Here is a 25,432-nt window from a genome sequence, read left to right as displayed (position 1 = left end):
TGAAGACGATGCAGGGGGCGGCTTTCTTGGCCTGCTCGAAGAGGTCGCGAACACGGGCGGCACCGACGCCGACGAACATTTCAACGAAGTCACTTCCTGAAATCGAGAAGAAGGGGACGCGGGCTTCACCTGCGACGGCTTTGGCGAGTAACGTCTTGCCGCTTCCGGGAGGGCCGACCAACAAAATGCCGTGGGGGATGCGTGCTCCGAGGGCGTGGAAGCGCTCTGGGCTGCGGAGGAATTCGACGACTTCCTGGAGTTCGTATTTGGCTTCTTCGCAGCCTGCAACGTCACTGAAGGTCAGTTTGATGCTGCCTTCTGTGAGCACGTGCGCCCGCGATTTGCTGAACTGGGTGGCCCCACTGGACCCGCCCGAAACACTGGTTCTGAAAGAACGCCAGATCAGCACCATGAAGCCGATGCCGACCAGAAAAGGCAACCACTGCACCAGGGACACCCAGAAGTCTCCTTTGACCCCGGAGCGCACGGTCAATTCAGCGTTGTTGTCGCGCACCAATTGAACAAAATCTGAATTGGTGGGCACCACGGTCACCATCGACCTGCGGCCTGCAGTGCGGAACTGCACCTCGGCATTGCCTGCTGCATCCAGCACCACCTGTCGCACAGCCCCATTTTCCAGGTCGCGCACCAGGTCGCTGTAACTGTAACTCTGGGCCAGCGCTGCACCCATACTGCCGATCACCAGCCACAACATCAGTATTTTACGCATGGAATCAACCTTACCCAGACTTTCCCCCTGGATTGCCCTGAATGCCAAAGTTCTTCTTCTGCCAGGGAACCAGATACCTCATGCTAGCATTCCAGACTGCCCAGGATGTAAACCTGCTTACCATGAAGAATTGCCGTGATAAACGGTGTTTTTTTTGATTTGCAAGAAAAATTCATGAGAGGGTGGAGGGATTGGCCTGGACCCGCCAAAGCCAGCTCAAGAAAATGAACCCCAGACAGCATCTGGCAGGGTTTTTCCCGGAAGACTGTGGCACAATCAGAAGGGGAGGCTGCATGTTTGATGCTGCAGTGATTCGCAGACGCATCTATCTTTTGCTGGGGATTCTGGTGACGCTGGGTGGGGTGGTGGCGGCATACACCCTGCAGTTTTCTGTGGAGGTGCAGAATGTCTCCCAGACTTTGCTGGGCCTGGGGGCGGCTGTGCTGCTGGGGTTCTTTCTGCGAAACCGGATTGCCCTGAAAACCCTGGAGCATGTCAGCATGGGGCTGTTCATCGTGTTCTGGCTGTCTCGCTTTCTGGTGGAAATCCTCAGCCCTGTGTATGTGCTGGGCAGCCTGCCTTTGCGCTCAGATACGGGCCTGATCATCCTGACCCTGATGGTCTTCATTGCCCTGCCTGTTCTGACAGCCATGCGCATTGCCCAGGGTCTGTATCTGGTGTTCATTTGCTTTCCCTGGCTGGTGCTCATGCTGGTTCCAGAACGCCGGGGAATGCTGATGCTGGATGACTTTCTGCGCACACAGCTGATCACTTCGGTCATTGTGGGTCTGGTTTATGTGCTGGGGGTCTACAAAGAACAGTGGGTGAGGGAGCACGAACGCAACCACTGGCTGCACCAGATTGCCTACACCGACCTGCTGACTGGAGCCCTCAACCGCAGGCGGCTGTATGAGGTGCTGGAAACCCAGCTGACCGAATCCCGCTTCAGTGTGATCCTGTTTGATCTGGATCACTTCAAACGCATCAATGACCGTTACGGTCATGCCACCGGAGATGAAGTGCTGAAACGGGCCAGCGAAAAAGCCCGTGAAGTGTTGCGCCAGCACGACCACCTGGGCCGCTGGGGAGGAGAGGAGTTCCTGATTTTGCTTCCCTCCACCTCCCTTGAAGAAGCCCAGAAGGTGGCAGAACAGATCCGGGAATCGTTCCTGACCAGCGCTGTGCAGGACCTGCAGGGATTCAGTGCCAGTTTTGGGGTGGCCGAGCATGCTCCGCAAGAAAGCCATGATGCCCTGATCCACCGGGCAGACCAGGCGCTCTATCAGGCCAAAGCCAACGGCAGGAATTGTGTGGTCAGGTTTGGCGAGCATTTTCAGCTGTCTGGGGCAGGTTAAGCAAGACCTCAATGAGAGAAGCCTGAAGTGCTTCTTCAGCAGACGCGCATGTTAAATCAGCGGGCCCCTCCTACACTGGAAACATGAAAAAACGTCTGATGTTTGCTGCTTTGCTTTTGCTGGGTGCCGGTTCCCTGAGCGCCTGCACCGTCCGGGTGACCGCACCTTCGGCCACCATCAGCCTGGACACCTCCAACTACATCAATTCCTTTGAACCCGGCCGGGGCACCAACAGCAACTACTATGTGGGTGAACAGGTCAGTTTCCGCCTGAACACCACCCGTTCAGGTTACGTCACGGTGGTGGCCCTCAACCCCGATGGTTACAGCAATGTGCTGACCTACAACCAGTATGTTTCCGGTGGCACCACCATCATTGATGGCGGCCCCAGAAGTTACTTTGAAGTGGCTCCCCCCAGAGGCTACCAGCGGGTGCGTGCCATTTTCACCACCCAGTCTCAGAATGGTTATTCCCGTGCATCCATTGAAGGCCGTTACGACAGTGGCCAGTGGGACGCTCAGGTGAAGTTCTACCTGCAACCTGTGCCCACCCAGGCCAGAGATGTGGTTGAAACAGGTTTCTGGATTCGCTGAATCAAAACCCTCAAAACAAAAACGGGAGGCCCAAAAGCCTCCTGTTTCTGTTTTGCTGGCATCAGACTTGGACAGCCTGCACTTCTTTGACCGCCTGATAAATGCTGTCGTAGATTTCCTGCAGGTTTTCTTCTTCCACGCAGGAGAAAGCCACACGCAGGTCGGTTTCACCCAGAGCGATGGTGCCAATCTGGTATTTGTCCAGCAGCTGCTGGCGCACAGCTTCAGCAGTGGTGCCTTTGACCTTCAGGCACATGAAGTACCCGGAGTTGAAGGGGTAATAATCGAAAGCATCGCTGAATTGACCTGCGTCCAGAATGTCCTTGACCTTGTTGGCACGGGCCTTCATGATCTCGAATTTCTGCTGGCGCTGGGTTTCAAACTGTGGGTCTTTGAGGGCCTGCAGCAGGAAGGTCTGGCTGGGGTGAGGTCCGCTGGAGATGGTTGCACGGATGATGCCCATGGTTTTTTGCTCCAGGGCACTCAGCACAGCATTTGATTCGCTGGCGTAGGTCACAAAGCCCACCCGGAATCCCCACACGTACTCTTCTTTGGTGGCCCCGTCAATCTTCACGGGCAGAATTCTGGGGTGCAGTCCGGCCAGCAGGCCAAACAGGGATTCGTGCATGGAGTTCTCAAAGAACAGGCTGAAGTAAGCGTCATCGGTGGCAACCACCACGTTGATGCCTGCCTCTGCAGCTTTAACCAGCGCATCAATGATGGTCTGGCCTTCCTGCTGGGTGGGGGTGTACCCGGTGGGGTTGTTGGGGAAGTTCAGCAGCACCACGGCGCTCTTTTTGCCCTGCTCTTTGGCATCCAGCAAGGCTTCCAGCAGGGCTTCGCTGTTGAACTGTCCACCCTGGTTGTAGAGGGGGAAGTACACCATCTCTGCACCCCGGCGCACCCCGAAGGTCAGTTCGTAGTTCTCCCAGTTCTTGTCGGGCACGATCACGGGGGTGCCCACATCGGTGAACAAATCTGCCACAATGCTGATTCCATGGGTCAGGGCGTTGGTGACGATGGGGTTCCCGTAGTTCTTGCCTTGCAGGCTGGGGTTGTCCAGCACCATTTTTTCACGCCATGCGGTGCGCAGCTCAGGCTTCCCTGCAGGCGGAGCGTATGGGTACAGGTCCTTGGGGGCGTAAGCAGAGAGGTTGCGCTGCAGCACTTCGAGGTGCATGGGCACACCCTTCTCAACGGCAATCCCGATGGTGGCGTTGTACTTTTTGGCCTTCTGTCCAGCCTCTGCAGACTGGGAGAGGATGCCTTCTTTGGGGAAGTAAATCTGTTTTCCCAGTTCCGAGAGCATCTCGAGGACGTAGGGGTTTTCTTTCTGAATCTGCTCATTCAGTTGTTTTGCTAAAGGGTTCATGGTGTCCATTGTCCTACCTTTTTGTGTGAGGTGGGGAGCAGGTTGCTTAGAAAATTTGCCGAGGGCAAAGCGCTGAGGGCCGAGGGCAACATTGCAGTGCTGTAGTGATGGTTTTGCTAAAGTGTGGTTTTTGCGTCTCAGGGCTTAAAAGACCCCATTCCATGTGCCAGCAATTTTACTCTGCTCTTTTTGCTCTTGATCTTCAAAACCCATGCCTTTACCTTGCTCTTGGCTCTTGGCTCTTGGCTCTTGGCTCTTGGCTCTTGGCTCTTGGCTCTTGGCTCTCGGCCTGACGCTAAACTGAATCCATGTCCCTCACTTTCAAAGAAGCCAGCGAACGCGTGGACCGTTTTGTCAGCCAGTTTAAAGAAGGTTATTTTCCTCCCCTGCTCAACCTTGCCCGCATGACCGAGGAGGTGGGAGAAATTGCACGGGTGATTTCGCACCAGAACGGCAAGAAACCCAAAGCTGGTGAAGAAATCGGGGACCTGGAGATGGAACTTGCGGATTTGATGTTCGTGATCATCTGCATGGCCAACGGTCAAGGTTTAGACCTGGAAAAGGGCTTCAACAGAATGATGGATAAAGTGGAAGGCAGAGATGGAAACCGCTGGACCAAGAAGGAGAAATCATGAATCTTGCTCAATTTGTGAGTGCGGGTGAAGCGTTAACGGATTTGATTCAGGTGGAGCCTGGAGTGTGGCACTCCAAGGCTGGAGGGGCGGGCTGGAATGTGGCCCGTGTGGTGGCCCGTCTGGGCCTGCCTTCTGCTTTTGCCGGGGGCATTTCTCAGGACGATTTTGGAGAGGATTTGCACCAGAAGAGTGTGGCTGGAGACCTGGATTTGCGTTACTTGCAGCGCCATGCAGCAGCCCCTCTGCTGGCGATGGTGCCTGAAACCAACCCTCCCAGATATTTCTTTGTGGGCAATGACAGTGCGGATTTGCATTTTGACCCTCACCTGCTGCCAGAAGGCTGGTGGGATGAGGTGAAAACCCTGCACTTTGGGGGCATTTCCCTGACCCGCGATCCCCTCAAGACCACCCTGGTGAACCTGGCAGAGCAGGCCAGAAGCCTGGGGAAATTCATCAGTTTTGACCCCAATTACCGCATCACCATGACGGCGGCTTACCGCCCCACCTTTCAGCGCATGGTGGAACTCAGCGACCTGATCAAGGTCTCTGATGAGGATTTGCAGGGTCTGTTGCCTGAATTGACTGCTGAGGAGGCACTGGCCCAGATCCGCGCCTGGAATGCCACTGCCTGGATCATGCTCACCGAGGGGGCAAAAGGTGCGGTTCTGATGACTCCGGATGGGGAGATCTTCGAACCTGCTTTCAAAATCACCGTGGCAGACACTGTGGGTGCGGGAGATGCCAGCATCGGTGCCCTCAATTACTCCCTGATGACCCACAAAGACTGGGGCATTGAAGGCCACCTGCGTTATGCCCTGGCTGCTGCTGCTGTGAACTGCACCAGAGCGGGAGCGTATGCCCCCACACGGGAAGAAGTTCAGGCTTTGCTGGAAAAGTAAAACACCAGAAAAACCTGGAGTTTCCTGGCTCCCTCTGGAAAGAGGGAGCTTTTTGTTTAGAGGGACAGGGCCATTGACAATTTAGAGTATTCGCTCTAAATTAGAGCAAATACTCTAGGAGGTCGCGTGAGCAACCAGACCCGCATTCTTTCCTCTGCCCGGATCCTGTTCAACGAAAAAGGCACCCACAGCGTCACCACCAACCACATCGCCCAGCATGCAGGACTCAGTCCGGGCAACCTGTATTACCATTTCAAAAACAAAGAAGCCATCATCCGGGCGCTTTTTCAGGAACTGCAACAGCGCTGGAACGAGATCTACCGGCTTCCCGCAGAACCCACCCTGCAGGACATCAACGAGATGCTGCAGCGCAATTACCAGATGCTCTGGGAGTACCGGTTCTTTTACCGGGAAACGCTTTCCCTCTTGCAGCAGGACGCAGAACTCGAGCAGCAATACCGCAAGGTGCGGAACAGAGGACAGCAGGATTTCCATGACCTTTGCGGTTTCCTGATCGCCAAAGGCATCATGAACCCCCTTCCTCCAGAACGCATTTCCATGCTGGCAGAAGCCTGCTGGATCATCACCGACTTCTGGCCCACCCACCTGGAACTCTCCGGAAAAACCCTCTCTGAAGCAACCATCCAGCAGGGCATCCACCTGATGTGGATGGTGCTGGAGCCTCACCTCAAAGGAACCGCATGACTGCCATACCTGTTCAACAGAAACAACCAGAAGAGAAACGGCAAGCCCAGAGCCGCAGGTGGGTGGGAATGGAGTTTCTGGTGGGTGCCATTGCCCTCAATGTGCCCTACATGCTGCTGATCCAGCGCTTCAATTACCCGGACATCCTGCGTGAACCTGCTGCCCAGATCCTGACCCAGTACCACGCGCTGGGGAGCAGTGGCATCCTGATCTGGCTGGCCTTTGCCTGGTTCAGCTTTCCTTTGTTGCTGGCCATGGTTGGGCTGCATGGCATCCTCAAAAACACCCGCCACCCCCTGCTGTACCATGCCACCACTTTTGGCATTCTGGCTGCAGTGCTGCAAATGGTGGGCCTCTTGCGCTGGGTCTTTGTGAACCCTGTTCTGGCAGACCTGTACCTGAACGCCTCCAGCACCGAGGGCACCCGCGCCGCTGTCACCGTGGTTTTTCAGGCCATCCACCAGTACGGAGGGGTGCTGCTGGGTGAACACCTGGGTCAGGTTTTCACGGTGCTGTGGATGTGGACCATCAGCCTGATTGCCCTGCAAACCCGCCTGTTTCCCCGCTGGTTTGGCGTTCTGGGGTTTGGAGCAGGAGCCATTTACCTGCTGGGCCAGCTGGAACTGCTGCACACTGTGATGCCGTCTTTGCCCTTCTGGGAGCCTGCAGGACTGGTGGGAAGCCTGCTGTGGCTGGTGTGGGTGGTGCTGCTGGGCGTTTTTCTGATCCAGCTCAGCAAAAAATAACATCCCTGTGTTCCAGCAAAAACCCCGAGCATGCTCGGGGTTTCAGGTTTTCAGAACAGAAAAATCAGGCGCTTTTCAGATGGGTGACGTTGGTCTTGCGAATGTAATTCAGCAGAACCCCCAGGCCATAACATCCACCTGCAAACCACAGCACGCTGGCTGCTGCAGGGAAGGAAAGCAAAACCAGATACAGCCCCAGACCGATGATGGCAAAAGTGGCCGGATGGCTCTGCCCATGCAGCCTGCGGGTGAAAGTTGCACCCAGCATCAGCAGACTGATGCTCAGACCTGCCGTGAGGGCCACCAGCAGAACGATCCCCAGGCCCAGCAGCACAGCATTTCCCACCAGGGTGGAGATCAGCAGCACAGGAAGGGCCACCAGGAAAGCCACGTATCCCAGCGCAAGATTGCGGTTGGGTTCCCGGAAGGCCTGACGCACCAGGGTGCTGCCATGACCCGACTGGTACACCAGCAGGGTGAACACGCACAGGAAGGCGAAGTAGAACGCAGGCCAGTATTCGTTCTTCATCAGGTTCAGCAGGGGCACAAAAGCCGAAGCCACACCCACAGAAGGCAGCACCGTGTTCTGGATGGGCAGTTCACCGTTGACGCGCCCCAGAATGGCGGTGGGAACACTGGCCTGGACTCCAGGATCTTTGGTGACATCGCCCAGCAGGGTCACAATGCGTCCATCCACCTGGGAACCCTGAATCAGTTTGATGTTTCCACCAAGGGCCAGCACATCACCGGTCACATGCCCACGCACCACCACATCGCCGCCCACCCGCACCACATTGGACACCTGTTCTCTGGGTGCAATGGTGGCAGGACCGAAAGCCTGCTGGATGTTCGGATAGACCATCAGCATGGCCACCGCAAAAGCAGCATAGGTGATTTGCGGAGCAAATTTAATGCGGCTGAACAGGGCAAACACGCTGACCAGGGCCAATCCACCCATCACACCCAGGGCCAGGCCAGAAATGTTGCGGGCCAGGTCTGCCAGCACGTTCACTCCCACCTGCATGTTGGGAAACACAAAGCTGAACAGGGCAAAAGCTGCAGCCAGCAAAGCCATGCCCACCAGATACAGCGGTGCAGGATTGTGCGTTTCCTGGGCCTGGGCATCCCGTGCAATCCTGCTGGCCACATGGGCAGCAAAACCTTCAGGAACTTTCAGTGCAGGCAGCCCTTGCAAGGCCGCCTGCACTTCGGTGGTGCTGCGTTCCTGCATGTGCTGCAGAACGCTGTCTGAAAAGCCCTCAGGGGCTTTGACGGTCAAACTTTTCAGCTGATCTCCCAGATGGTCATCCTGAATGCGCTGAACCAGCTGGGCTGTGAAGCCTTCGGGAACTTTCAGTGCAGGAAGGTTTTGCAAGGCACTTTGCATTTCCAGCTCACTGCTGTTCTGCATGTGTTGCAGGATGCGGTCTGCAAAGCCCTCAGGTGCCTTGACTTTCAGCTGTTGCAGCTCCTCACGCAGGTGGTCTTCCTGGATGCATGCTGCAACCTGGGCCGCAAAGCCCTCAGGGGCTTTGACTTTGAGTTGTTGCAGGTCCTGATGCAGCTGGTCCTCTTGAATGCGTTGAACCAGCTGGGCTGTGAAACCCTCTGGAGTTTTGAGTTTGAGGGCTTGCAACTCCTGGCGCAGGTGGTCGTCCTGAATGCGCTGGACCACATGGGATGCAAAACCCTCGGGTGCTTTGACCTTGAGTTGCTGCAGGTTCTGATGCAGCCGGTCATCCTGAATGCGCTGGATCACCTGGGCTGCAAAGCCCTCAGGAGCCTTGACTTTGAGTTGCTGCAGGTCCTGCTGCAGGTGGTCATCCTGGATGCGCTGGATCACCTGGGCTGCAAAACCCGGAGGAGCTTTCAGGGCAGACAGCTGGCTGAGCACTTGTTGTGTTTCGTGGTCTTCCATGATCGGCTCGGGCAGGGCAAAAGTGGGAGGCAGGTACTGCTGGGTGAAACGCTCAATGGAATCCAGCAGGGGATGCAGGTCCAGGGTGTTCCGAAAGATGTGGTCATGGATGTGCTCCTGCATGAATTCAGAAAGCCAATCCGGGATCTGCAGCACAGGAAGATGATCCAGTGCTTCCTCAACCTCGAAGATTTCCTTGAAACGTGCAAAAAAGCCCTCTGGTGGCGGGCGGCCAAAATCCAGAGCGTTCTGCAAGTGCTCTTCATTTGAGTTTAAGGGCTTATCCATAACCAACCTCTATTCCGACGCTGATCAGCATGGGCGATGAAAACCGCTGCCGATCTGTTTGACCGTGTTTGCTTGGACTGAATAAAAGTGAGGGGTTCCCACTTTTACCCAGTCCATCAATCCACCTTTCCTTTGAGGGCCTGGGCCAGCATTTCTTTGGCCCGAAACACCCGACTCTTGGCTGTGCCTACAGCAACGCCCTGAATGGTAGCAATTTCTTCATAACTCATTTCTTCCACAAATCGCAAAACCACAGCTTCCCGGTAGTCTTCTGGCAAGGTCAGCAAAGCCTCCTGCACCCGTTCGGCGTTCTGGGCGTGTTCGGCCTGCACCACCGGGCTCAGCAGGTGGGAGGTGACCTCAAAACCCACTTCCTCGGCGGCTTCTTCCATGGAGAATTGCGGGTGGGCTTTGCGGCGGTGCTTCTCGATCTGGGTGTTGCGGGCAATCTGGTAAAGCCAGGGCAGAAACGGCTCTCCATCTTTGAAGGTGTGAATGCCTTTCCATGCCCGGAAAAACACCTCCTGGGTCAGGTCGAGCGCATCCTCATAGTTGCCTTCCAGCCGAAACAGGTAGGTCAGCATTCGGTCCTGGTACTGCTCAATCAGTTGATGCCAGGCACGCTCATCTCCTTTCTTGAGGAGTTGCAATTCTGCAGGATGGCTCGGGTTGTACTCGGACACTTGCGACACATGATTCATACGCGACCTCTGAAGGAATGGTTCCGCCGATGCGGTCCATGTGCGTGAGCTGCAAAATGGACAGTCTGCTGTAAGTTTTTGCTGCTCTGGAGTGCTCTGGTTTCTGAGCCCAGCAGGGGAGACTTGCTTTGCAAACCCTACGGTCAGACCCTACCGATTGTATTTTACCTTTCCATGACCGCATCTCCCTGAGAAACCCCACAGATGACTGCACAGCTGAACTTTGCCACTGGACTTTCCTGAAATCGCAGCATTTCTGACAGACAGCCGGTGTGCCAGTGCTGTTCTCCTCATCTGGCTGCAAAAAAGCAGAGTAGACTTGGCGTTATGGATCTGGATTTCCTCACGCCTTACATCGGGCAGCTCTCTTTCGGTGGTGTGCTGGGTTTTGCTGCAGGTTATTTTGTCAAAAAAGTCGGGAAAATTGCACTGTTTGTGGTGGGTGGTCTGTTCATTGTGCTGCAGATCCTCGCAGCATATGGTTTCATCCAGATTGACTGGCTGAGCATCCAGCAGAAAGCCGACCCCCTCTTCGACGAGAAAAACGTCAAGACCGCCACCGACAGTTTCATGAAATTGATCACTGCCAATTTGCCTTTCACGGGAGCATTTGTGGCTGGCTTTGCCATTGGGTTCAAAGTGGGCTGAAAAAGCAGAAAAACAAGAAAAAGAGAACTGGTTTAAACCAGTTCTCTTTTTCTTGTTGGGGTTCAGTCTTCGTCGTGAACTTCGGTGCCGTCTGCGCCGTGGGGGTGGCCGTGGTCCAGTTCTTCTTCGGTGGCTTCGCGGATGTTGACCACTTTCACTTCAAAGTGCAGGGTCTGACCGGCCAGGGGGTGGTTGAAGTCTGCAACAATCTGGTCGTCCCGCACTTCCACCACGGTGAAGGGCATCATGGTTCCATCGGGGTTTTCGGCGTAGTAGGTGGCGCCCACTTCCACGCCGCCTTCAAAGTTTTCAGCGCTGAAGACTTCGATGGCCTGCTCGTCCCATTCGCCGTAAGCGTCAGCAGGGTCGATGGTCACGCTGAGGGCATCCCCCACAACTTTGCCTTCGAGTTCTTTTTCCAGACCGGGGATCAGGTTGCCTGCGCCGTGCAGGTAAAGCAGGGGTTCTCCGGGTTCGGTTTTGTCAATCACGTCACCGTCAATGGTCAGAACGTAATCCAGTTCAACAACTTTATTGGCTGCAATGCTGAGGTCTTTGCTCATGGTTTTCTCCTTGGTGCTGAGGATCGGGTGGAGATGAGGTCGGGGGAATTCATGGGTGAAATCTTTCCCGAACAGGTGCTGTTCAAGATACGTTATATAGAATAGCAAGCTTTTTCCGATTCGGTGAGGGATGAAAGTTACCCTTTGGGGCTTGACAGAACCGATGTATCCGATCATGATATATCAATAGATGATATAGGAGGAGCAGATGTTGAGCGCACAGTTTCACATCCTGTTTGCCCTGCTTGATGGGGAAAAACATGGTTATGCCATCATGAAGGCCGTTCAGGACGATACCCGTGGACGTTTGAAATTGGGGCCAGCCACCCTTTACACCAACCTGAAAAAAATGCTTGCTCAGGGCCTGATTGCCGAAACCGAAAAAGAAGAACAGGACGAACGCCGCCGCCATTATCGGCTCAGCGATCAGGGCCGCACCCAGGTGGAAGAACAACTCAAGCAAATGGAAGCCACCCTCCTGCTGGCCCAACAGAAAAGGACCATGAAATCGTGAATGGATTGCGTTTTTTGACTGCTTTGTTCCCCAAAACTTTCCGAGAACACTATGGCGCTGAAATCTGCCGGGACATCCAGGAAATGCACCGTGAGATCCAGAAAGAAGAAGGAAAATGGGCTGCAAACCTGTATCTGATGCGTGCTGGAAGCAATGTGTTGCAGGTGGCCCTCTCTGAACACTGGCAGCAAGACATGCACATGCTGAGAACCCAGCCTGCCACCCTGATCCCTGCCATTCTGCTGGCAGGGTTCACCATCACAGGGGTGCTGGCTTTCGGACAGTCCATGGTCAATTCGGGTGCGGAAAATGTGGGCATGCTCAGATGGATGAACCCTGGCATCACCACCCAGGAGGTGACTTCAGAGGCAAGATACCAGCCCCTGAAACAGGCCATTGAAGAGGTTTACCACCCATCCAGCATCAAGATTCTGGAATTTCAACGCAACCAGGGTGGGCTGAAAGGCGGTTTCTGGGAACACAGTCGGGTGCTGTGGGTGTCGGTGGTTTCCCCGCAAATGGTAAAAGAGGTCAGGACCAGCTGGGTTTTTCCCTCGGTCAAAGAGGAAATCAAAGTGCGTTTTGAGCAGTTCTGGAAACTCAATTCTGCAGAACGGGTGCAATCTTTCAAAGTGCAAATGCAAGGCATTGTGGCTGCCCTGCAGGTCCCAGGATTTGATGCCCAGGTTTTCTGTGCAGCCTCTCCTGCCGTGCCTGCAACCTTCATGTATCAGGACCAGCCTGAGCACATCCGGCAGGTCAAGATGCACAGCATGGCTGGAGTGGACATTTATCCGGCCTATGACGGAGAAATCAATCCAAAAATGCGCCACCTGTACGATGCTGAGGCCAGGGTGTGGTATACGCCACATCAGCAGTCCAGTTATGCCCTGGAAACTGCAGATGAGGAACCCTGTGTTGAGGCCTCACATCAAATCTGGGATGCCTCTGGAAAGCTGATCTGGTGAGTGGTCTGATGGGCCTGCAGCAGGCTGGATAAGCCACCCGTTTGATGTGTTTTTAAGGTTGTTCTTCTAGGCTGGGTTCATGCCCATCGATCAACACGGAGCTTTAGAAGAACAACCCTTCAGCTACAAGGCCCACGCAGACGGCAAACTTTTCGTGTATTACGGGGGCAAGCACGTGCGCACCTACAAAGACAAAGAAGCCGAAAAACTGCTCAAACAACTGGACGCTGCCACCCCGGCGCAGGAGCAGTTGCTGCTGGCCCGGATCACCGGGAATTTCAAACGGGGGAATGAGAAAAAAAGATGATGGACCTCTGAATCCTGTGCTCTGGAACAGCAGAGGATTCTGGCTGTCTGGAAAAAGTCAATTTGACCTTGGTGCATTCTGATTTTCAGGGTTAAACTGGTTAGCGGTGTGTCTTCGCCTGCCTCTGGACAGGCCCAGAACAGCTCCGCTGACATTTTTGGTTTGTGTGCTGCCTTGCAGCCTTTTCAACAGCCCCGGATTCGGGGAAACGAAGGAGAGACCTATGGATTACGATGTATTGGTGATTGGTGCGGGTCCTGGCGGATACCACGCTGCGATTCGTGCTGCACAACTGGGACTCAAGACTGCCGTTGCAGAGATGGGCGCAGTCGGGGGCGTGTGCCTGAACGTGGGATGCATTCCCACCAAGGCCCTCTTGCACGCGGGCGAACAGATGGCCGAGAGCAAGCACGCCAAGGAGTTCGGACTCACCTTCAATGAAACAAAGTTGGACGTTGCCAAACTCAATGGCTGGAAAGAGGGCATCGTCAAACGCCTGACCGGCGGGGTGAGCAGCCTGCTGAAAGGCAACAAGATCACCGTGGTGACCGGAGAGGCCAGATTCCTGGATGCCCACACCGTGCAGGTCGGAGACCAGAAAATCACCGCCCAGAACATCATTGTTGCCACTGGATCTGAGCCTGCAAGCCTGCCCACTTTCCCCATTGACCAGCAGGACATCGTGGATTCCACGGGTGCTCTGGTGGTTCCCGATCCCATTCCTGGCCGGGTGCTTTGCATTGGTGGGGGTGTGATTGGCTTTGAGTTTGCCCACGTGTACAACAACCTGGGTTCCAAAGTCAAAGTCATCGAGTTTGCTCCCCAGGTGATTCCGGGTGCAGATGCAGATGCCGTCAAGGAATTTGTGAAGGCCATCAAGAAGCAGGGCATCGAAATTGAGGTCCGCACCAAGGCCAACAAGTTCGAGAAAAAAGCTGATGGTCTGCATGTGGAAATTGAAAGTGTGGAAACCGGAGCCAAACGCACCGAGGTCTTTGACCGGGTGCTGGTGGCCGTGGGTCGCCGTCCCCGCTCAAAAGGCATGAACCTGGAAGGGGTGGGCGTGAAGATCAGCGACCGGGGTTTCATTGAAATCAACGACAAACTGCAGACCAGTGTGCCTCACATCTACGCCATTGGCGATGTGGCCGGAAACCCCATGCTGGCCCACAAAGCCATGAAAGAAGGTCTGGTGGCTGCAGAGGTCATTGCTGGGAAGAAGAGCGCCATGGATGTGGTGGCCATTCCCGGTGTGGTGTACACCAGCCCAGAATTCGCCTGGGTGGGCCTGACCGAGCAGGAAGCCAAAGACAAAGGCTACAAGGTCAAGACAGGGGTGTTCCCCTTCGCTGCCAGTGGTCGCGCCATGACCCTGCAAAGCACCGATGGTTTTGTGAAGATGGTTTCTGACGCAGACACCGATTTGCTGCTGGGCGTGCACATCGTGGGTCCCCACGCTTCTGACATGCTGGGTGAAGCTTCACTGGGTCTGGAAATGGCGGCCACTGTTTCTGACATTGCCCTCACCATTCACGCCCACCCCACGCTGGGTGAAGCGGTGCTGGAAGCCGCAGAGCACGTGCACCGTCAGGCCATCCACATCTCCAACCGCTGAATTTCAGGTGTTGATGCGACCCTCCGGGACCTCTCGGAGGGTTTTTGCTGGATTGCAGACAGATATGGCTGTAAGAAATGACACTTTGTTTTTGTAAAGTTTGAGCGATCAAAGCATGAAGGATGCAGGGGGAGAATTTGAAACTCCTGCAGGTGCAGCAAAAAACGTTTTACGTATGACCCGAAGTCTGACACGAAGCTGAAGAGGGTCTTTTTTGACACACCTCTGACATGGTACGTTTATAGTCGCGTGTACTGAACCCGGTTAAAAGTGGTCTAGATGCAAAGGCGGGTTGAATTCACCCTCTGGGCAGACAGAACCCTGACACCGCACATTCACAGATCCTCTGGATTTGCACCACTGGATTTGAGCCGTACACCGAAAGGACGACCATGAAACACCTCAAAATGCTCAGCCTGCTGCTGATGACGACCGGCGTTGCCCAGGCCGCCACCGTGGACCTCCGCATCCTGGAGACCACCGACATTCACGTGAATGTCCTGAACTACGACTACTATCAGGACAAGAGCACCGACGAGTATGGTCTTTCCAAAACCGCCACCCTGATCAACCAGGCCAGAGCGGAAGCCCCCAACAGCATGCTGTTTGACAACGGTGACCTGATTCAGGGCAACCCCCTGGGCGACTATGTGGCCCGGGTCAGCCCACTCAAAGAAGGGGACGTTCACCCCGTCTACAAGGCCATGAACCTGCTGGATTACGATGCTGGCAACATCGGCAACCACGAGTTCAACTACGGTCTGGATTTCCTCAAAGTGACCCTGCAGGGGGCCAACTTCCCTTACGTCAGTGCCAACGTGTTTGATGCCAACGGCAACAAAAATTACTTCAAACCCTACCGCATCATCACCAAAGTGGTGAAAGACGAGAACAACAAGCTGCACCTCCTGCGGGTGGGTGTGATTGGTTTTGTGCCCCCACAAATCCTCAACTGGGACAAGGCCAACCTGGAAGGCAAGGTCACCACCCAGGACATCGTGGCAACCGCCAAACGCTTTGTGCCCGAAATGAAAGAAAAAGGCGCAGACATCATCGTGGCCCTGGCCCACTCTGGACTGGGCGACCCCGATCCCAAAGCCCTGGACGAGAATGAAACCGCTGGCCTCTCTAAAGTTCCGGGCATTGATGTGGTGCTGTTCGGGCACTCCCACCTGGAATTCCCCAGTGCCTCTTTTGCCACCTACCCCGGAGCGGATGTCAAAAAAGGCACCCTGAACGGTGTGGCCGCAGTGATGCCCGGATTCTGGGGCAACAACCTGGGTGTGGTGGACCTGAAGCTCGAAGTCAACGACGGAGAATGGAGTGTTGCCGACAAACAGGGCAGCATCCGTCCCATCTTTGACAAGGTGGCCAAGAAAGCCATTGTGGACAACGATCCCGCCATTGTGCAGGCCGTTGCAGACGACCATCAGCACACCCTGGATTACGTGCGCGGCAAGGTGGCAGACCTGGAAGCCCCCATCAACAGCTACTTCGCTGTGGTGCAGGACGATCCCAGCGTGCAACTGGTCTCCCAGGCCCAGATGTGGTACGCCAAACGTGCCCTGCAAGGCACCGAGTACGACAAATACCCTGTGCTGTCTGCTGCTGCACCCTTCAAGGCCGGAGGGCGTTCTGGAGCCAGTTACTACACCGACATTCCTGCTGGCACCCTGGCCATCAAGAACATCTCCGACCTGTACATCTACCCCAACACCATCAAAGGGGTGCTGGTCACCGGGGCACAGGTGCAGGAATGGCTGGAGCGCAGCGCAGGTCAATTCAAGCAGATTGATCCCAAAGGCCCAGCCAACCAGCCTCTGGTGGATGATTCCTTCCCCACCTACAACTTCGATGTGATCGATGGTGTGACCTACGAAATCGATGTCACCCAGCCCAGCCGTTACAACAGCAAGGGCGAAGTGGTGAATGCCGATGCCCACCGCATCAAGAACCTGATGTTCGAAGGCAAACCCATCGATCCTGCCCAGAAGTTTGTGGTGGTGACCAACAACTACCGTGCAGGTGGCGGCGGCAGCTTCCCCGGTCTGGACGGCAAGAACATCGTGCTGGATTCTCCCGATGAGAACCGCGAGGCCATCATCCAATACATGGTGTCTCAGGGCAAGATCAACCCCACTGCAGACAACAACTGGAAACTGGCCCCCATCCCTGGCCAGAGCGTGCTGTTCCTCTCCAGCCCCAACGCTGAGAAATTCCTGCCTGCCAATGCCAAAAAGATTGGCACCAATGCAGACGGTTTTGCCCAGTACCAGCTCAGCTGGTAAAACACCTCACCTTCGCCCAGCCTCCCTTGCGCCGCAGGGGAGGTTCTTTGCTGCATGATCTTCCACACCTGTGCCCGGACCACCTGTGACAGAATGGTTTTCTGTGAAACGCCTTCTCTCCCTGATGCTGCTGTGTCTGGGCAGTGCCACAGCCCAGTTGTTGCTTCCCGAGTCGAACAGCCTGATTCACAGCACGGTGCTGTCTCCTTTCGGGCAGATTCCACTGTCTGAGGGATGCAGATTGGGCTTCAATTTCAGCATTGCCAACGAGCAGTCTTACAGCAGGGGAGACTGGGGAGAGATGGGCATCGATGCCGAAGCGTGGAAACTGGAGCTGACAGCCCGGACTTTCACCCCTGTGGGGGAATTTGGGGTTTCGGTTCCCGTGCAGTATGTGTGGGGAGGGGTGCTGGACGCACCACTGGATGTGTATCACCAGGTCATCCGCATGAACCGCATTGTCAACCCGGAACGCAACCGCAACCTGTCTTTTTACCGCCTGGCCGATGGGGAGCAGCGTTATTACAGTGCGCCTGCTTTTGGTCTGGGAGATGTTTCTCTGCAATGGGCTTACCCCATCGACACCTTCTGGGTGAAGACCACCTTTGGCTTCCCCACAGGCAGACCAGAGCAATTTCTGGGCTCTGGGGCCTGGAAAAGCAGTGTACAACTGGGTTATGGAAATGCAGCAGCAGGCGTGGTGGGTCAGTTGGGCTGGGTGCTCAATCCTGCTGACACACAGGTTGCTCCTCTGGGGTTGCAGTCCCAGTATGGCCTGAAAGCATGGACTGCTTTGCCCTGGAACCTGCCTGTCCGGCTGGAAACCGAGGTGCGCAGCAGTCCTTTTAGAACAGGGGGCACTTTTGCTGATCCCACGGTGTCTTTCCGTCTGGTGGTTGTGGGGATGGGGTTTCAGGAAGACCTGACCCCTGCCCTGCCAGATGTCACCCTCTCAACCGCACAGGAATGGCCGTGTCCCTGAATCTCTGACCCATCCAGCCCCATGCACTCAGGAATCACCCTTACATCTGTGTAAGGGTGATTCCTTTTAGATCTGTACAGGAATCTCCGACCATGAATGAGCAGCAACTGAAGAAAGAGGCCATCTCTCTTCTGCCCCCTCTTCTGCACAGTGCTGACCTCCTCCATCTCACCATTTCCGCCCCCACACTCACATCCCCCTGGGAGGGTCCCATGTTCATTCCTGCAGACCGCCGCCTGATCGAACCCGAAAAAGCCAGCCTTTTCTTCAGCCAGGTGCTCTACCCCATGACCCACACGGGTGTGGGTTTTGTGGTTGTGGGCCATGTGCTGCGCAGCCTTCTGCCTTTTCTGAAAGCCCTGGAGAGGGTGGGAGAAGTCCTGGCTGTGATTCCCAAGCCCCGCAGCATCAGTGACCAGCATTTGCCCGAAATTCAGAAGCGCTATCCAGTGTATTTTCTGGACCGCCTGTTCACCGCCAATGCAGCACAGGTGATTGGCTTTCTGGAGCAATTGAAGCCCTCTGGACGGTTCATGATCATCGACATTGGAGGGTACTTTCATCGGGTGGTGCATGACCTGAAACAACATTTTGGAGATTGTTTCCTGGGGGTGGTGGAAGACACCGAAAACGGCCACCAGAAATACGAATCGGTGGTGCCCCTGCCGGTTCCCTGTCTGTCGGTGGCCCGCAGTCTGGCCAAACGCACCGAGGACTGGAACGTCGGGAAATCCATTGTGTTTTCTGCAGAAGCGCTGCTCAGGCAGGAGGGTTTGCTGTTTGCAGATCAGGTGATCACGGTGTTTGGGTTTGGCAAGATCGGGCAGAGCATCGCCCACAACCTGCGGGCCAGGGGATACGAGGTGTACGTGTGGGACATCGATCCCAGCCAGCGCATTTACGCCCAGTGCATCAACCACCGGGTGAAGCCGCGCCCTGAACTCTTGCAGGCCAGTGACATTTTCTTCTGTGCCACAGGAAATCGGGCACTGACCTTGCAGGACATGCCTCAGCTGAAACCCCATGTGCATGCGTTTTCGGTGACTTCTGCAGACGATGAACTGGACCCCCAGATTTTTGAGCGCTGTGACAGCCTGCACAGGGATGGAGATTTCAGCCGCCTGCGTTTTGCAGACCACACCTTGCACCTGGGAAACCACGGAAATGCAGTGAATTTCATTCATGGGGCAGAGGTGGGACCCTACATTTATCTGGTGCAGGCTGCCATTCTGTCCGGGGTCAAGGCCCTGCTGCAGGGAGCTGGAACCACCGGTTTTGTGGGGCAACTGGACCGGGAAACCGAAATGCACAATGCCGAACTCTTTGAAGGGCATTTTGGCAGCGCCCAGGCTGTGCGTTTCCGGGAGGTCGGCTGATGTCCGGTATACTGCGGGGCATGTCATCCCAGCCCACCTTTTCCCTCTCTGAATGGGAGCACCGCTTTCAGAACCATTTGCAGGAACACGCCAGCTTTGATGCAGGGCATGATCTGGAACACATCCGGCGGGTGGTGCTCAGTGCCCGCCGAATTGCCCTGCAGGAACAGGCTGTGCTCGAGGTGGTGGTCCCTGCAGCCTGGCTTCATGACTGCGTGGTGGTGCCCAAGGATTCCCCCCAGCGCAAGCAGGCTTCAAAACTTGCAGCAGATGCTGCTGTGGCTTACCTGCTTGAGGTGGGTTATCCAGAGCAGCACCTGCAGGCCATCCACCATGCCATTCATGCCCACAGTTTTTCTGCTGGAGTTGTCCCGGAAACCCTGGAAGCCAGAATTGTGCAGGATGCAGACCGCCTGGATGCTGTGGGCTCCATTGGCATTGCCCGTTGCCTGATGCTGGGAGGCAGCATGGGACGTGCCCTTTACCATGCAGAAGACCCTTTTGGAGAAGAACGGGAATTCGATGACCTGACCTACACCATCGACCACTTCTTTGTGAAACTGTTCAAACTTCCCGGGCAGATGCATACAATGTCTGCCCGGGAAGAGGGGGAAAAAAGAATTGGGGTGATGCGTCAATTTCTGGAACAGCTCAGGAGTGAGGTGGAGTGAGCTTCAGGGAAACTGAACATCCTGCATGATTCTGGTGTAAGGCTGGGTGGTGTCGTTCAGGATGCCATTCAATTCCAGAAGCAAGGCAGGGTATCTGCCCTTTCTGGGGTAAGGTGACAATTTTTTGAAATCCTGAACAGCATAGAATTTCTTTGGATGAGGAAAGCTGGTGTTGAAAACAATGCTTCCATCTTTTTGCCCATCGCCAATTTCGATGGTCGGATTTCCAGCCGCATTGCGAAAAATGAGTGCATAGGAGGTTTTTGAATGGGCCTGGGTTCTGACGGTCAGGAGGGGCTGTTCTTGCAGGTTGGAGCCATAGCCAAATTGTTTCCAGCCATGCTGCTCCATGAGGTACATGCCCAGATTGCTGGCAAGCACAAGATGGGCATTGTAATTGGGCAATGGAATCTGGGCGTTTTGCAGGTGCAAGATGGGTTCTTTTGCACCTGTCAGTTTTGCTGCTCCAGGTGCCTTTCTACGAAGTGCATTCAAGAAATCATTCATGCTGATGTAGGTTTTCCCTGCCCGCTGAAAAACAGTCCCTTCCCCCCAATTGGAAATGTGGTTTTTCAGTGAAAAATACAGGGTTTTTTGAGGCATGTTCACCTTGAGTTTCCCATGCAGGATTTCAGTCTTGATGCCCGCTTTTTCAAGCTCTGCCTTTAAACTGGTGACTTCAACCCAGCTGTGATACAGATTGAAATACGCCTGGGTGCATTTTGCTGAAATTTTCTCGGTGGTGCAGTAAGGCAAAGGAGGCTTGGTGGTGATCAAAAGTTCAGCATGAATGCTGGAAGTGGCAGACATCAGCAGCACCCCTGACAGCAATGTGCCTGCCCCAAACCGGGTGATTCTGGGCATCAGGTACACCTGCTGCATGCCTTTTTGAATGGCTGCAGGTTGCCCCATCTGGGCCAGGGTTTTCTGCAGGGCTTCATGTTCGGTCATGCCAAAGGCCCGGTGCTGGTTCGTGCGCTCCAGGATGTCTGCTTCCAGTTCCTGCCAGAGTTCAATTTTTTGCTTTCTGGGAAGCCCGCGGGTGGCCTGTTTCAAATAATGATTCAATGCGTTCATGCAATGCCTCCAAGGGTGTTGACAGCCTGGGAAAAAGTCTTCCACTCTTCCCGTTTTCGGGCAAGTTCTTTTTTGCCTGTCTCGGTGATGCAGTAATACTTGCGGGGTGCCCCTCCAGTGCTGGATGGGCGCATTTCGGTGCTCAGAAACCCCTGTTCCACCAGACGGTGCAGGGCAGGGTAGAGGCTGCCCTCCTTGAAATCAAAATAGCCTGTGGTGCGAATCTGTGCTTCCTGAATGATGCGCAGTCCATAGGTGGGTTCTGGCTCAATGATGGACAGCAGGATCATGTCCAGGTGGCCTTTTAACATCTGTTGACTCATGTCACCTCCTCTGTAGATAGACTATATAGTTTAATTATGTAGTCTGTCAAGGTAGTGATTTTGCGGGGTTATACTGGCCCCATGACTGTAACCTCCATCCATCAGGTGGTTCTGGTGAGTGCCCCAGACCTCGAAACCGCAAAAACCCTGGCCCATACCCTGCTTGAAGAAAAGCTGTGCGCCAGCGTCAACCTGATTCCCCAGGTCCTCAGCCTGTACCACTGGGAAGGAAAAATCCAGCAGGACAGTGAAATCCTGCTCCTGATCAAAACCGAAAAAGCAAAATACGCTGCCTTGCAGCAGCGCATCCTGGACCTTCACCCTTACGGCACACCAGAGGTGATTGCTCTGGACATTGCGCAGGGATCAGAAAAGTACCTGAGCTGGATCTCAGACAGCCTGGAGTGAATCAGTCGGTGAGTTTGTAGAGGGATCCGCTGTAATCGGTGATGTACACCTCGCCAGCTTCATCTTCTCCAAAACTGCTGATCTGCAAACCAGTGTCCAGCAGCAATTTGTTGCTCACCTTGCTGCCACTGAGGGTGATGCCCCAGAGTTTTCCGCTGGCAAAATCGCCATACAGGTAGGTGCCTTTCAGGTCAGCAATGGCTTTGCCCCGGTACACCACACCACCCGTGATGGACTGCCCATCCGAGTGGGAATACTCATGCACGGGTTTTTCCAGGTTGCCTTTGTCGCAATTCTGGCCGGGTTCATAGCAGTGCTTGCCTTCCATCAGCCGCCAGCCGTAATTCTCTCCACCTCTGGAGTTGGCTTTCTGGAAGTCCACCTCTTCGTATTCGCCCTGACCCACATCCCCAATCCACAAATCTCCGGTCTGGCGGTCAAAGCTGTAACGCCAGGGGTTTCTGAGGCCATAAGCCCAGATTTCATCCTTGCCGTCTTTGCCCACAAAAGGGTTGTCTTTTGGAATTTTGTAGGGCAGAGAGCTGACATCCAGCCGCAGCATTTTGCCCAGGAAAGTGTTCAGGTTCTGACCGTTGTTCTGGGGGTCGCCTCCCGATCCACCATCTCCCATGCCAATGTAAAGGTAGCCGTCTTTGCCAAAGGCCAGATGCCCTCCGTTGTGGTTGGCGTAAGGCTGCTGAACGCTCAGCACCTTCTGGGCGCTTCTGGGATCTGCCTGGTCTGCATCTTTGCTGACTTTGTAGCGCACCACCTGGGTGTTGCCACTGCGATCGGTGTAATTCACAAAGAAAAACCCTGACTTTTCATAACTGGGGGCAAAAGCCAGCCCCAGCAGGCCCCGTTCTCCGCCTGCACTGGTGAGGGAACGGATGTCCAGAAAAGGCTCGGACAGCAGCTTGCCATTCTTGACAATGCGAATAAGGCCCCCTTGCTGCACCACAAACAGCCGGTTGCTGCCATCCATGGCACTGGTGACGCCCAGAGGGCTGCTCAGGTTGTCGATGACTTTCTGAAGCTTGAGGTCCGCTGCAAAGCTGCAGGATGCCAGTAAAACCATGCCCAGCACGAGTGAGTTCCTGCCCATCAAAAAACACCTCCGTTTCTCAACTTAAGGGAAACGGAGGTGAGGTTGGTTTGACCCCCACCTTGCTCGCTTCGCCTCGCTTTCCTCCCCTCAGGGGGAGGACCTGTCGCAGACAGCGGAGGGGGCAAACTCAGGGAGAGGAAAGCGAGTGCAACGAGCGAGGAGAGGGTTACTTCACAGCCACTTCACCAGAGGGCAGAGCGCCTTTGGCTTGCAGGTATTCAGCAATCTGCACAGCGTTCAGGGCAGCGCCTTTCAGCAGCTGATCACCAGACACGAACAGCTCCAGACCGCCATCGAAGACCAGGCTGGCCCGGATGCGGCCCACTTCCACGTCGTATTTGCCGCTGGCATTCAGGGGCATGGGGTAGATTTTGTTGGCAGGATCGTCCACCAGTTGCACGCCAGGGGCCTTGCTGAGGATTTCACGGGCCTCTTCGGGGGTGGCGGGTCTTGCCAGTTCCAGGGTGATGGCTTCGCTGTGGGCACGCAGGGTGGGGATGCGCACTGCGGTGCAGGACACCTTGAAGGAGTCGTCGCCAAAGATCTTGTGGGTTTCCCAGACCACTTTCATCTCTTCTTTGGTGTAGCCGTTGTCCTGGAAGGAATCGATGTGCGGGATCAGGTTGAAGGGGATGGGATGAACAAACACCTCGTTGCCCACGGTTTCGCCTTCAAAGTAGTGGCGGGTTTCGTTCAGCAACTCGTCCATGCCCTTGGCCCCGGCACCACTGGTGGCCTGATAGGTGGAGACGATCATGCGTTTGACCCCAAAAGCCTGATGCAGGGGGTACACAGCCACAGCAGCAATGGCGGTGGTGCAGTTGGGGTTGGCAATGATGCCCTTGTGCTGCAGGGCAGCGTCCCCGTTGATTTCAGGGACCACCAGCGGCACGTCCTTGTCGTAACGGAACGCGCTGGAGTTGTCGATCACCACGGCTCCACCCTCCACCCATCTGGGGGCGTAGGTTTTGGAGATGCTGCCGCCTGCAGAGGCCAGCACCACATCGGCGGGGATGGCCCCTTCGGGCATCACTTCCACGGTGATTTCCTGCCCTTTGAAGGTGAGTTTGCTGCCTGCGCTGCGGGGAGAGGAATACAGTTTCAGTTCGCTGAACTGCAGGGGGCTGTTTTCCAGCACCCTGAGAAATTCGTGCCCTACGGCTCCTGTTGCTCCAACAATGGCTAAACGCATGTGACCTCCCTGGCTGCGCTGCTTTTGACCCCCATCCTCCAAATCGAAAACCTGCCGTTTAGGGCAGGTTTCAAGCGGCAACGTTTTGGAACGTTACCGCCTAGAGAATAATGGTGGTGGCGCAAGCCGAATGCATCCATTTCACTCTAGCAACCTTTGACCATTCTCTCAAGGGTCTTGTGTAGAGGGGGTGGGTAAACTTACACTCTTGGGCATGAACCTTCCCCTGAAAGTGTCCAGCAGGTATGCCCTCAAAGAGTGGGATGCCCAGGTGCAAATCCTGCTTGCTGGGCAACATGCTGTGTTGATTCGCAAAGGTGGCATCATCGAGAAGAACCTGGAGTTTGAAATCGAGCACCGGGCATTTTTCCTGTATCCCACCCATCTGCACCAGAACAAACTTGAACTCAAACCTGAGCATCATGCTCTGCTGAAAGAAAACGCTGCTGACAGTGAAGTGGTGTTCTCTGGTTTTGCGGAAGTTCAGGCGGTATGGAAGATTGAAAATCTGGATGTGGCCTTGCAGCTTGAAACATTTCAGGCCCTCAGTCAAAAAGCCATTGAGCGGCGTTTCAATTACCGCAACAAACCTTATTTGCATGTGCTGCTCCTGAAAGTTTCCCGGCTGGAATATGCTTTTCAATTGCATGAAACCCCAGAGATGATGGGCTGTGTCAGCTGGGTTCCACTGGATCAGGTGCACACCAGAGTGGCCTCCCCGGTGCGGTCAGAAGCCCAGTTGCAGCAGGTTTTTCAGCAACTGGTTGAGCTGCTGGGACAGCCCAATGCTTGATGCCTTTGCCACAAAACCTGTGGATCTTTTTTGTTTTTATTGTGCAGATGAAACCCAGTTGAATCCAGGCTGAGTATATGGCGGTTCAAATTGTCAATCAGTGTATACAGGTGAATTTAAGGTGTGAGACTTTCGCAAATTCATAAATCATGCACAATTCCTGTTTATCAATGTAGACTTGCAAAAACAACTGAAATGTGAATAAAATAGCTCGAAGCAAAGGAGTGTGCTTTTATGAATTTACGTAGACTAAGTGAACAGGTGGCCCTGCTCAAAAACCCGCAACGCAGCGACCAGTTCGTGCGCCAGTTCCGCAATGCAGTGAGAGATGGCATTTTTGATGCCACCGAAATCCCTGAGCGTTTTGAACTGCCCAAGCAATACGCCAAACGCGGTCAGGAAGGTGCTTTCAGCAAGAGCGCCAAAGAAATGGTGTTTGAGCTGAACCCTGCTTTTGAAGCATGGTTCAATGATCTGGACGATCAACTCACCCAAAACAAGCGCACCCGCAAAGTCAAACCCAGCCTGGAAGCTTTTTCCAAAGGCGAACTGGACTTCAAAACACTGGCTGCTGCCACCCGTGCCAAAATGAAAGCCAGCGAAGAAAAAGGCAAAAAGCTGGGTGCAACCCGCAAAGGCCGCAAGAAATAATCCAGC

At 54.8% G+C, this 25,432-nt stretch carries 26 protein-coding genes and 1 pseudogene; 18 read left to right on the top strand and 9 right to left on the bottom strand.

Annotated features, from left to right (window positions below; all coding sequences use genetic code 11):
• Positions 1–352, bottom strand: a pseudogene (locus IEY52_RS27105) (AAA family ATPase); the annotation flags it as partial.
• Positions 353–1,023: 671 nt separating this feature from the next.
• Here IEY52_RS27105 and IEY52_RS17480 point away from each other — a divergent pair.
• Both IEY52_RS17480 and IEY52_RS17475 read left to right on the top strand, forming a co-directional pair.
• Entirely contained in the window at positions 1,024–2,085 is a 1,062-nt protein-coding gene (locus IEY52_RS17480; RefSeq protein ID WP_189004765.1) for a GGDEF domain-containing protein, read from the top strand.
• 83 nt (positions 2,086–2,168) lie between these two features.
• Positions 2,169–2,678, top strand: a complete 510-nt coding sequence (locus IEY52_RS17475; RefSeq protein WP_189004763.1) for a DUF4384 domain-containing protein — start codon at positions 2,169–2,171, stop codon at positions 2,676–2,678.
• 61 nt (positions 2,679–2,739) lie between these two features.
• Here the strand turns inward: IEY52_RS17475 and IEY52_RS17470 are convergent, their stop codons facing one another.
• Positions 2,740–4,050, bottom strand: coding sequence for an aminotransferase class I/II-fold pyridoxal phosphate-dependent enzyme (locus tag IEY52_RS17470; protein WP_189004761.1), 1,311 nt, complete (start codon positions 4,048–4,050; stop codon positions 2,740–2,742).
• 308 nt (positions 4,051–4,358) lie between these two features.
• Here IEY52_RS17470 and IEY52_RS17465 point away from each other — a divergent pair, with 308 nt between their 5' ends.
• From IEY52_RS17465 to IEY52_RS17450, 4 genes are all read left to right on the top strand, one after another.
• Entirely contained in the window at positions 4,359–4,685 is a 327-nt protein-coding gene (locus IEY52_RS17465; RefSeq protein WP_189004759.1) for a nucleotide pyrophosphohydrolase, read from the top strand.
• Complete coding sequence (locus IEY52_RS17460) at positions 4,682–5,584, top strand: carbohydrate kinase family protein (protein ID WP_189004757.1); 903 nt, start codon at positions 4,682–4,684, stop codon at positions 5,582–5,584. The genes IEY52_RS17465 and IEY52_RS17460 overlap by 4 nt, the downstream gene beginning before the upstream one ends.
• A gap of 126 nt (positions 5,585–5,710) precedes the next feature.
• A complete protein-coding gene (locus IEY52_RS17455; protein ID WP_189004755.1) occupies positions 5,711–6,289 on the top strand; it encodes a TetR/AcrR family transcriptional regulator in 579 nt (192 codons plus the stop codon).
• A complete protein-coding gene (locus IEY52_RS17450) occupies positions 6,286–7,035 on the top strand; it encodes a DUF4386 domain-containing protein (RefSeq protein ID WP_189004753.1) in 750 nt (249 codons plus the stop codon). Before IEY52_RS17455 ends, IEY52_RS17450 begins: the two co-directional genes overlap by 4 nt.
• 64 nt (positions 7,036–7,099) lie before the next feature.
• On the opposite strand, the gene IEY52_RS17445 is transcribed toward IEY52_RS17450, so the two are convergent.
• Both IEY52_RS17445 and IEY52_RS17440 read right to left on the bottom strand, forming a co-directional pair.
• Positions 7,100–9,241 carry a hypothetical protein gene (locus IEY52_RS17445; RefSeq protein WP_189004751.1) on the bottom strand — a complete coding sequence of 714 codons (2,142 nt, stop codon included), beginning with the start codon at positions 9,239–9,241 and terminating at the stop codon, positions 7,100–7,102.
• 116 nt (positions 9,242–9,357) lie between these two features.
• Positions 9,358–9,942 carry an RNA polymerase sigma factor gene (locus IEY52_RS17440; protein WP_189004748.1) on the bottom strand — a complete coding sequence of 195 codons (585 nt, stop codon included), beginning with the start codon at positions 9,940–9,942 and terminating at the stop codon, positions 9,358–9,360.
• A 327-nt stretch (positions 9,943–10,269) separates the two neighbouring features.
• On the opposite strand from IEY52_RS17440, the gene IEY52_RS17435 reads away from it, so the two are divergent.
• A complete protein-coding gene (locus tag IEY52_RS17435) occupies positions 10,270–10,590 on the top strand; it encodes an FUN14 domain-containing protein (protein WP_189004746.1) in 321 nt (106 codons plus the stop codon).
• A 62-nt stretch (positions 10,591–10,652) separates the two neighbouring features.
• On the opposite strand, the gene IEY52_RS17430 is transcribed toward IEY52_RS17435, so the two are convergent.
• Positions 10,653–11,153 carry an FKBP-type peptidyl-prolyl cis-trans isomerase gene (locus tag IEY52_RS17430; RefSeq protein WP_189004744.1) on the bottom strand — a complete coding sequence of 167 codons (501 nt, stop codon included), beginning with the start codon at positions 11,151–11,153 and terminating at the stop codon, positions 10,653–10,655.
• Between the two features lie 208 nt (positions 11,154–11,361).
• Between IEY52_RS17430 and IEY52_RS17425 the strand changes: the two genes are divergently transcribed.
• From IEY52_RS17425 to IEY52_RS17390, 8 genes are all read left to right on the top strand, one after another.
• Entirely contained in the window at positions 11,362–11,667 is a 306-nt protein-coding gene (locus IEY52_RS17425; protein WP_189004742.1) for a PadR family transcriptional regulator, read from the top strand.
• A gap of 14 nt (positions 11,668–11,681) precedes the next feature.
• Entirely contained in the window at positions 11,682–12,635 is a 954-nt protein-coding gene (locus IEY52_RS17420) for a hypothetical protein (protein ID WP_189004740.1), read from the top strand.
• A 79-nt stretch (positions 12,636–12,714) separates the two neighbouring features.
• Positions 12,715–12,942: a hypothetical protein gene (locus tag IEY52_RS17415; protein ID WP_189004738.1), complete on the top strand. Its 228-nt coding sequence runs from the start codon at positions 12,715–12,717 to the stop codon at positions 12,940–12,942.
• Between the two features lie 223 nt (positions 12,943–13,165).
• Positions 13,166–14,557 carry a dihydrolipoyl dehydrogenase gene (gene lpdA / locus IEY52_RS17410; protein WP_189004736.1) on the top strand — a complete coding sequence of 464 codons (1,392 nt, stop codon included), beginning with the start codon at positions 13,166–13,168 and terminating at the stop codon, positions 14,555–14,557.
• Between the two features lie 392 nt (positions 14,558–14,949).
• Complete coding sequence (locus IEY52_RS17405; protein ID WP_189004734.1) at positions 14,950–16,845, top strand: bifunctional 2',3'-cyclic-nucleotide 2'-phosphodiesterase/3'-nucleotidase; 1,896 nt, start codon at positions 14,950–14,952, stop codon at positions 16,843–16,845.
• Positions 16,846–16,948: 103 nt separating this feature from the next.
• A complete protein-coding gene (locus IEY52_RS17400; protein ID WP_189004732.1) occupies positions 16,949–17,827 on the top strand; it encodes a hypothetical protein in 879 nt (292 codons plus the stop codon).
• A 212-nt stretch (positions 17,828–18,039) separates the two neighbouring features.
• The gene (locus tag IEY52_RS17395; RefSeq protein WP_189004730.1) at positions 18,040–19,203 is read left to right on the top strand and encodes an NAD(P)-dependent oxidoreductase; all 1,164 of its coding nucleotides are present in this window, start codon (positions 18,040–18,042) and stop codon (positions 19,201–19,203) included.
• 20 nt (positions 19,204–19,223) lie between these two features.
• A complete protein-coding gene (locus IEY52_RS17390; protein WP_189004728.1) occupies positions 19,224–19,874 on the top strand; it encodes an HD domain-containing protein in 651 nt (216 codons plus the stop codon).
• 3 nt (positions 19,875–19,877) lie between these two features.
• On the opposite strand, the gene IEY52_RS17385 is transcribed toward IEY52_RS17390, so the two are convergent.
• Positions 19,878–20,951 carry a permease prefix domain 1-containing protein gene (locus IEY52_RS17385; RefSeq protein WP_189004726.1) on the bottom strand — a complete coding sequence of 358 codons (1,074 nt, stop codon included), beginning with the start codon at positions 20,949–20,951 and terminating at the stop codon, positions 19,878–19,880.
• Complete coding sequence (locus IEY52_RS17380; RefSeq protein ID WP_189004724.1) at positions 20,948–21,274, bottom strand: PadR family transcriptional regulator; 327 nt, start codon at positions 21,272–21,274, stop codon at positions 20,948–20,950. Before IEY52_RS17380 ends, IEY52_RS17385 begins: the two co-directional genes overlap by 4 nt.
• 81 nt (positions 21,275–21,355) lie before the next feature.
• Here IEY52_RS17380 and cutA point away from each other — a divergent pair, with 81 nt between their 5' ends.
• Entirely contained in the window at positions 21,356–21,682 is a 327-nt protein-coding gene (gene cutA / locus IEY52_RS17375; protein WP_189004722.1) for a divalent-cation tolerance protein CutA, read from the top strand.
• A 1-nt stretch (position 21,683) separates the two neighbouring features.
• On the opposite strand, the gene IEY52_RS17370 is transcribed toward cutA, so the two are convergent.
• A complete protein-coding gene (locus IEY52_RS17370) occupies positions 21,684–22,787 on the bottom strand; it encodes a PQQ-dependent sugar dehydrogenase (RefSeq protein WP_189004720.1) in 1,104 nt (367 codons plus the stop codon).
• Between the two features lie 169 nt (positions 22,788–22,956).
• Entirely contained in the window at positions 22,957–23,982 is a 1,026-nt protein-coding gene (locus IEY52_RS17365; protein ID WP_189004718.1) for an aspartate-semialdehyde dehydrogenase, read from the bottom strand.
• A 214-nt stretch (positions 23,983–24,196) separates the two neighbouring features.
• Between IEY52_RS17365 and IEY52_RS17360 the strand changes: the two genes are divergently transcribed.
• Complete coding sequence (locus IEY52_RS17360) at positions 24,197–24,775, top strand: DUF1802 family protein (protein WP_189004708.1); 579 nt, start codon at positions 24,197–24,199, stop codon at positions 24,773–24,775.
• A gap of 234 nt (positions 24,776–25,009) precedes the next feature.
• Complete coding sequence (locus tag IEY52_RS17355) at positions 25,010–25,426, top strand: hypothetical protein (RefSeq protein WP_189004706.1); 417 nt, start codon at positions 25,010–25,012, stop codon at positions 25,424–25,426.
• The last annotated feature ends 6 nt before the right edge of the window (positions 25,427–25,432 follow it).

It is taken from the genome of Deinococcus roseus (genome assembly GCF_014646895.1).
Taxonomy (GTDB): Bacteria; Deinococcota; Deinococci; order Deinococcales; family Deinococcaceae; genus Deinococcus_C; species Deinococcus_C roseus.
This window is presented reverse-complemented; position numbering and strand designations above follow the sequence as displayed.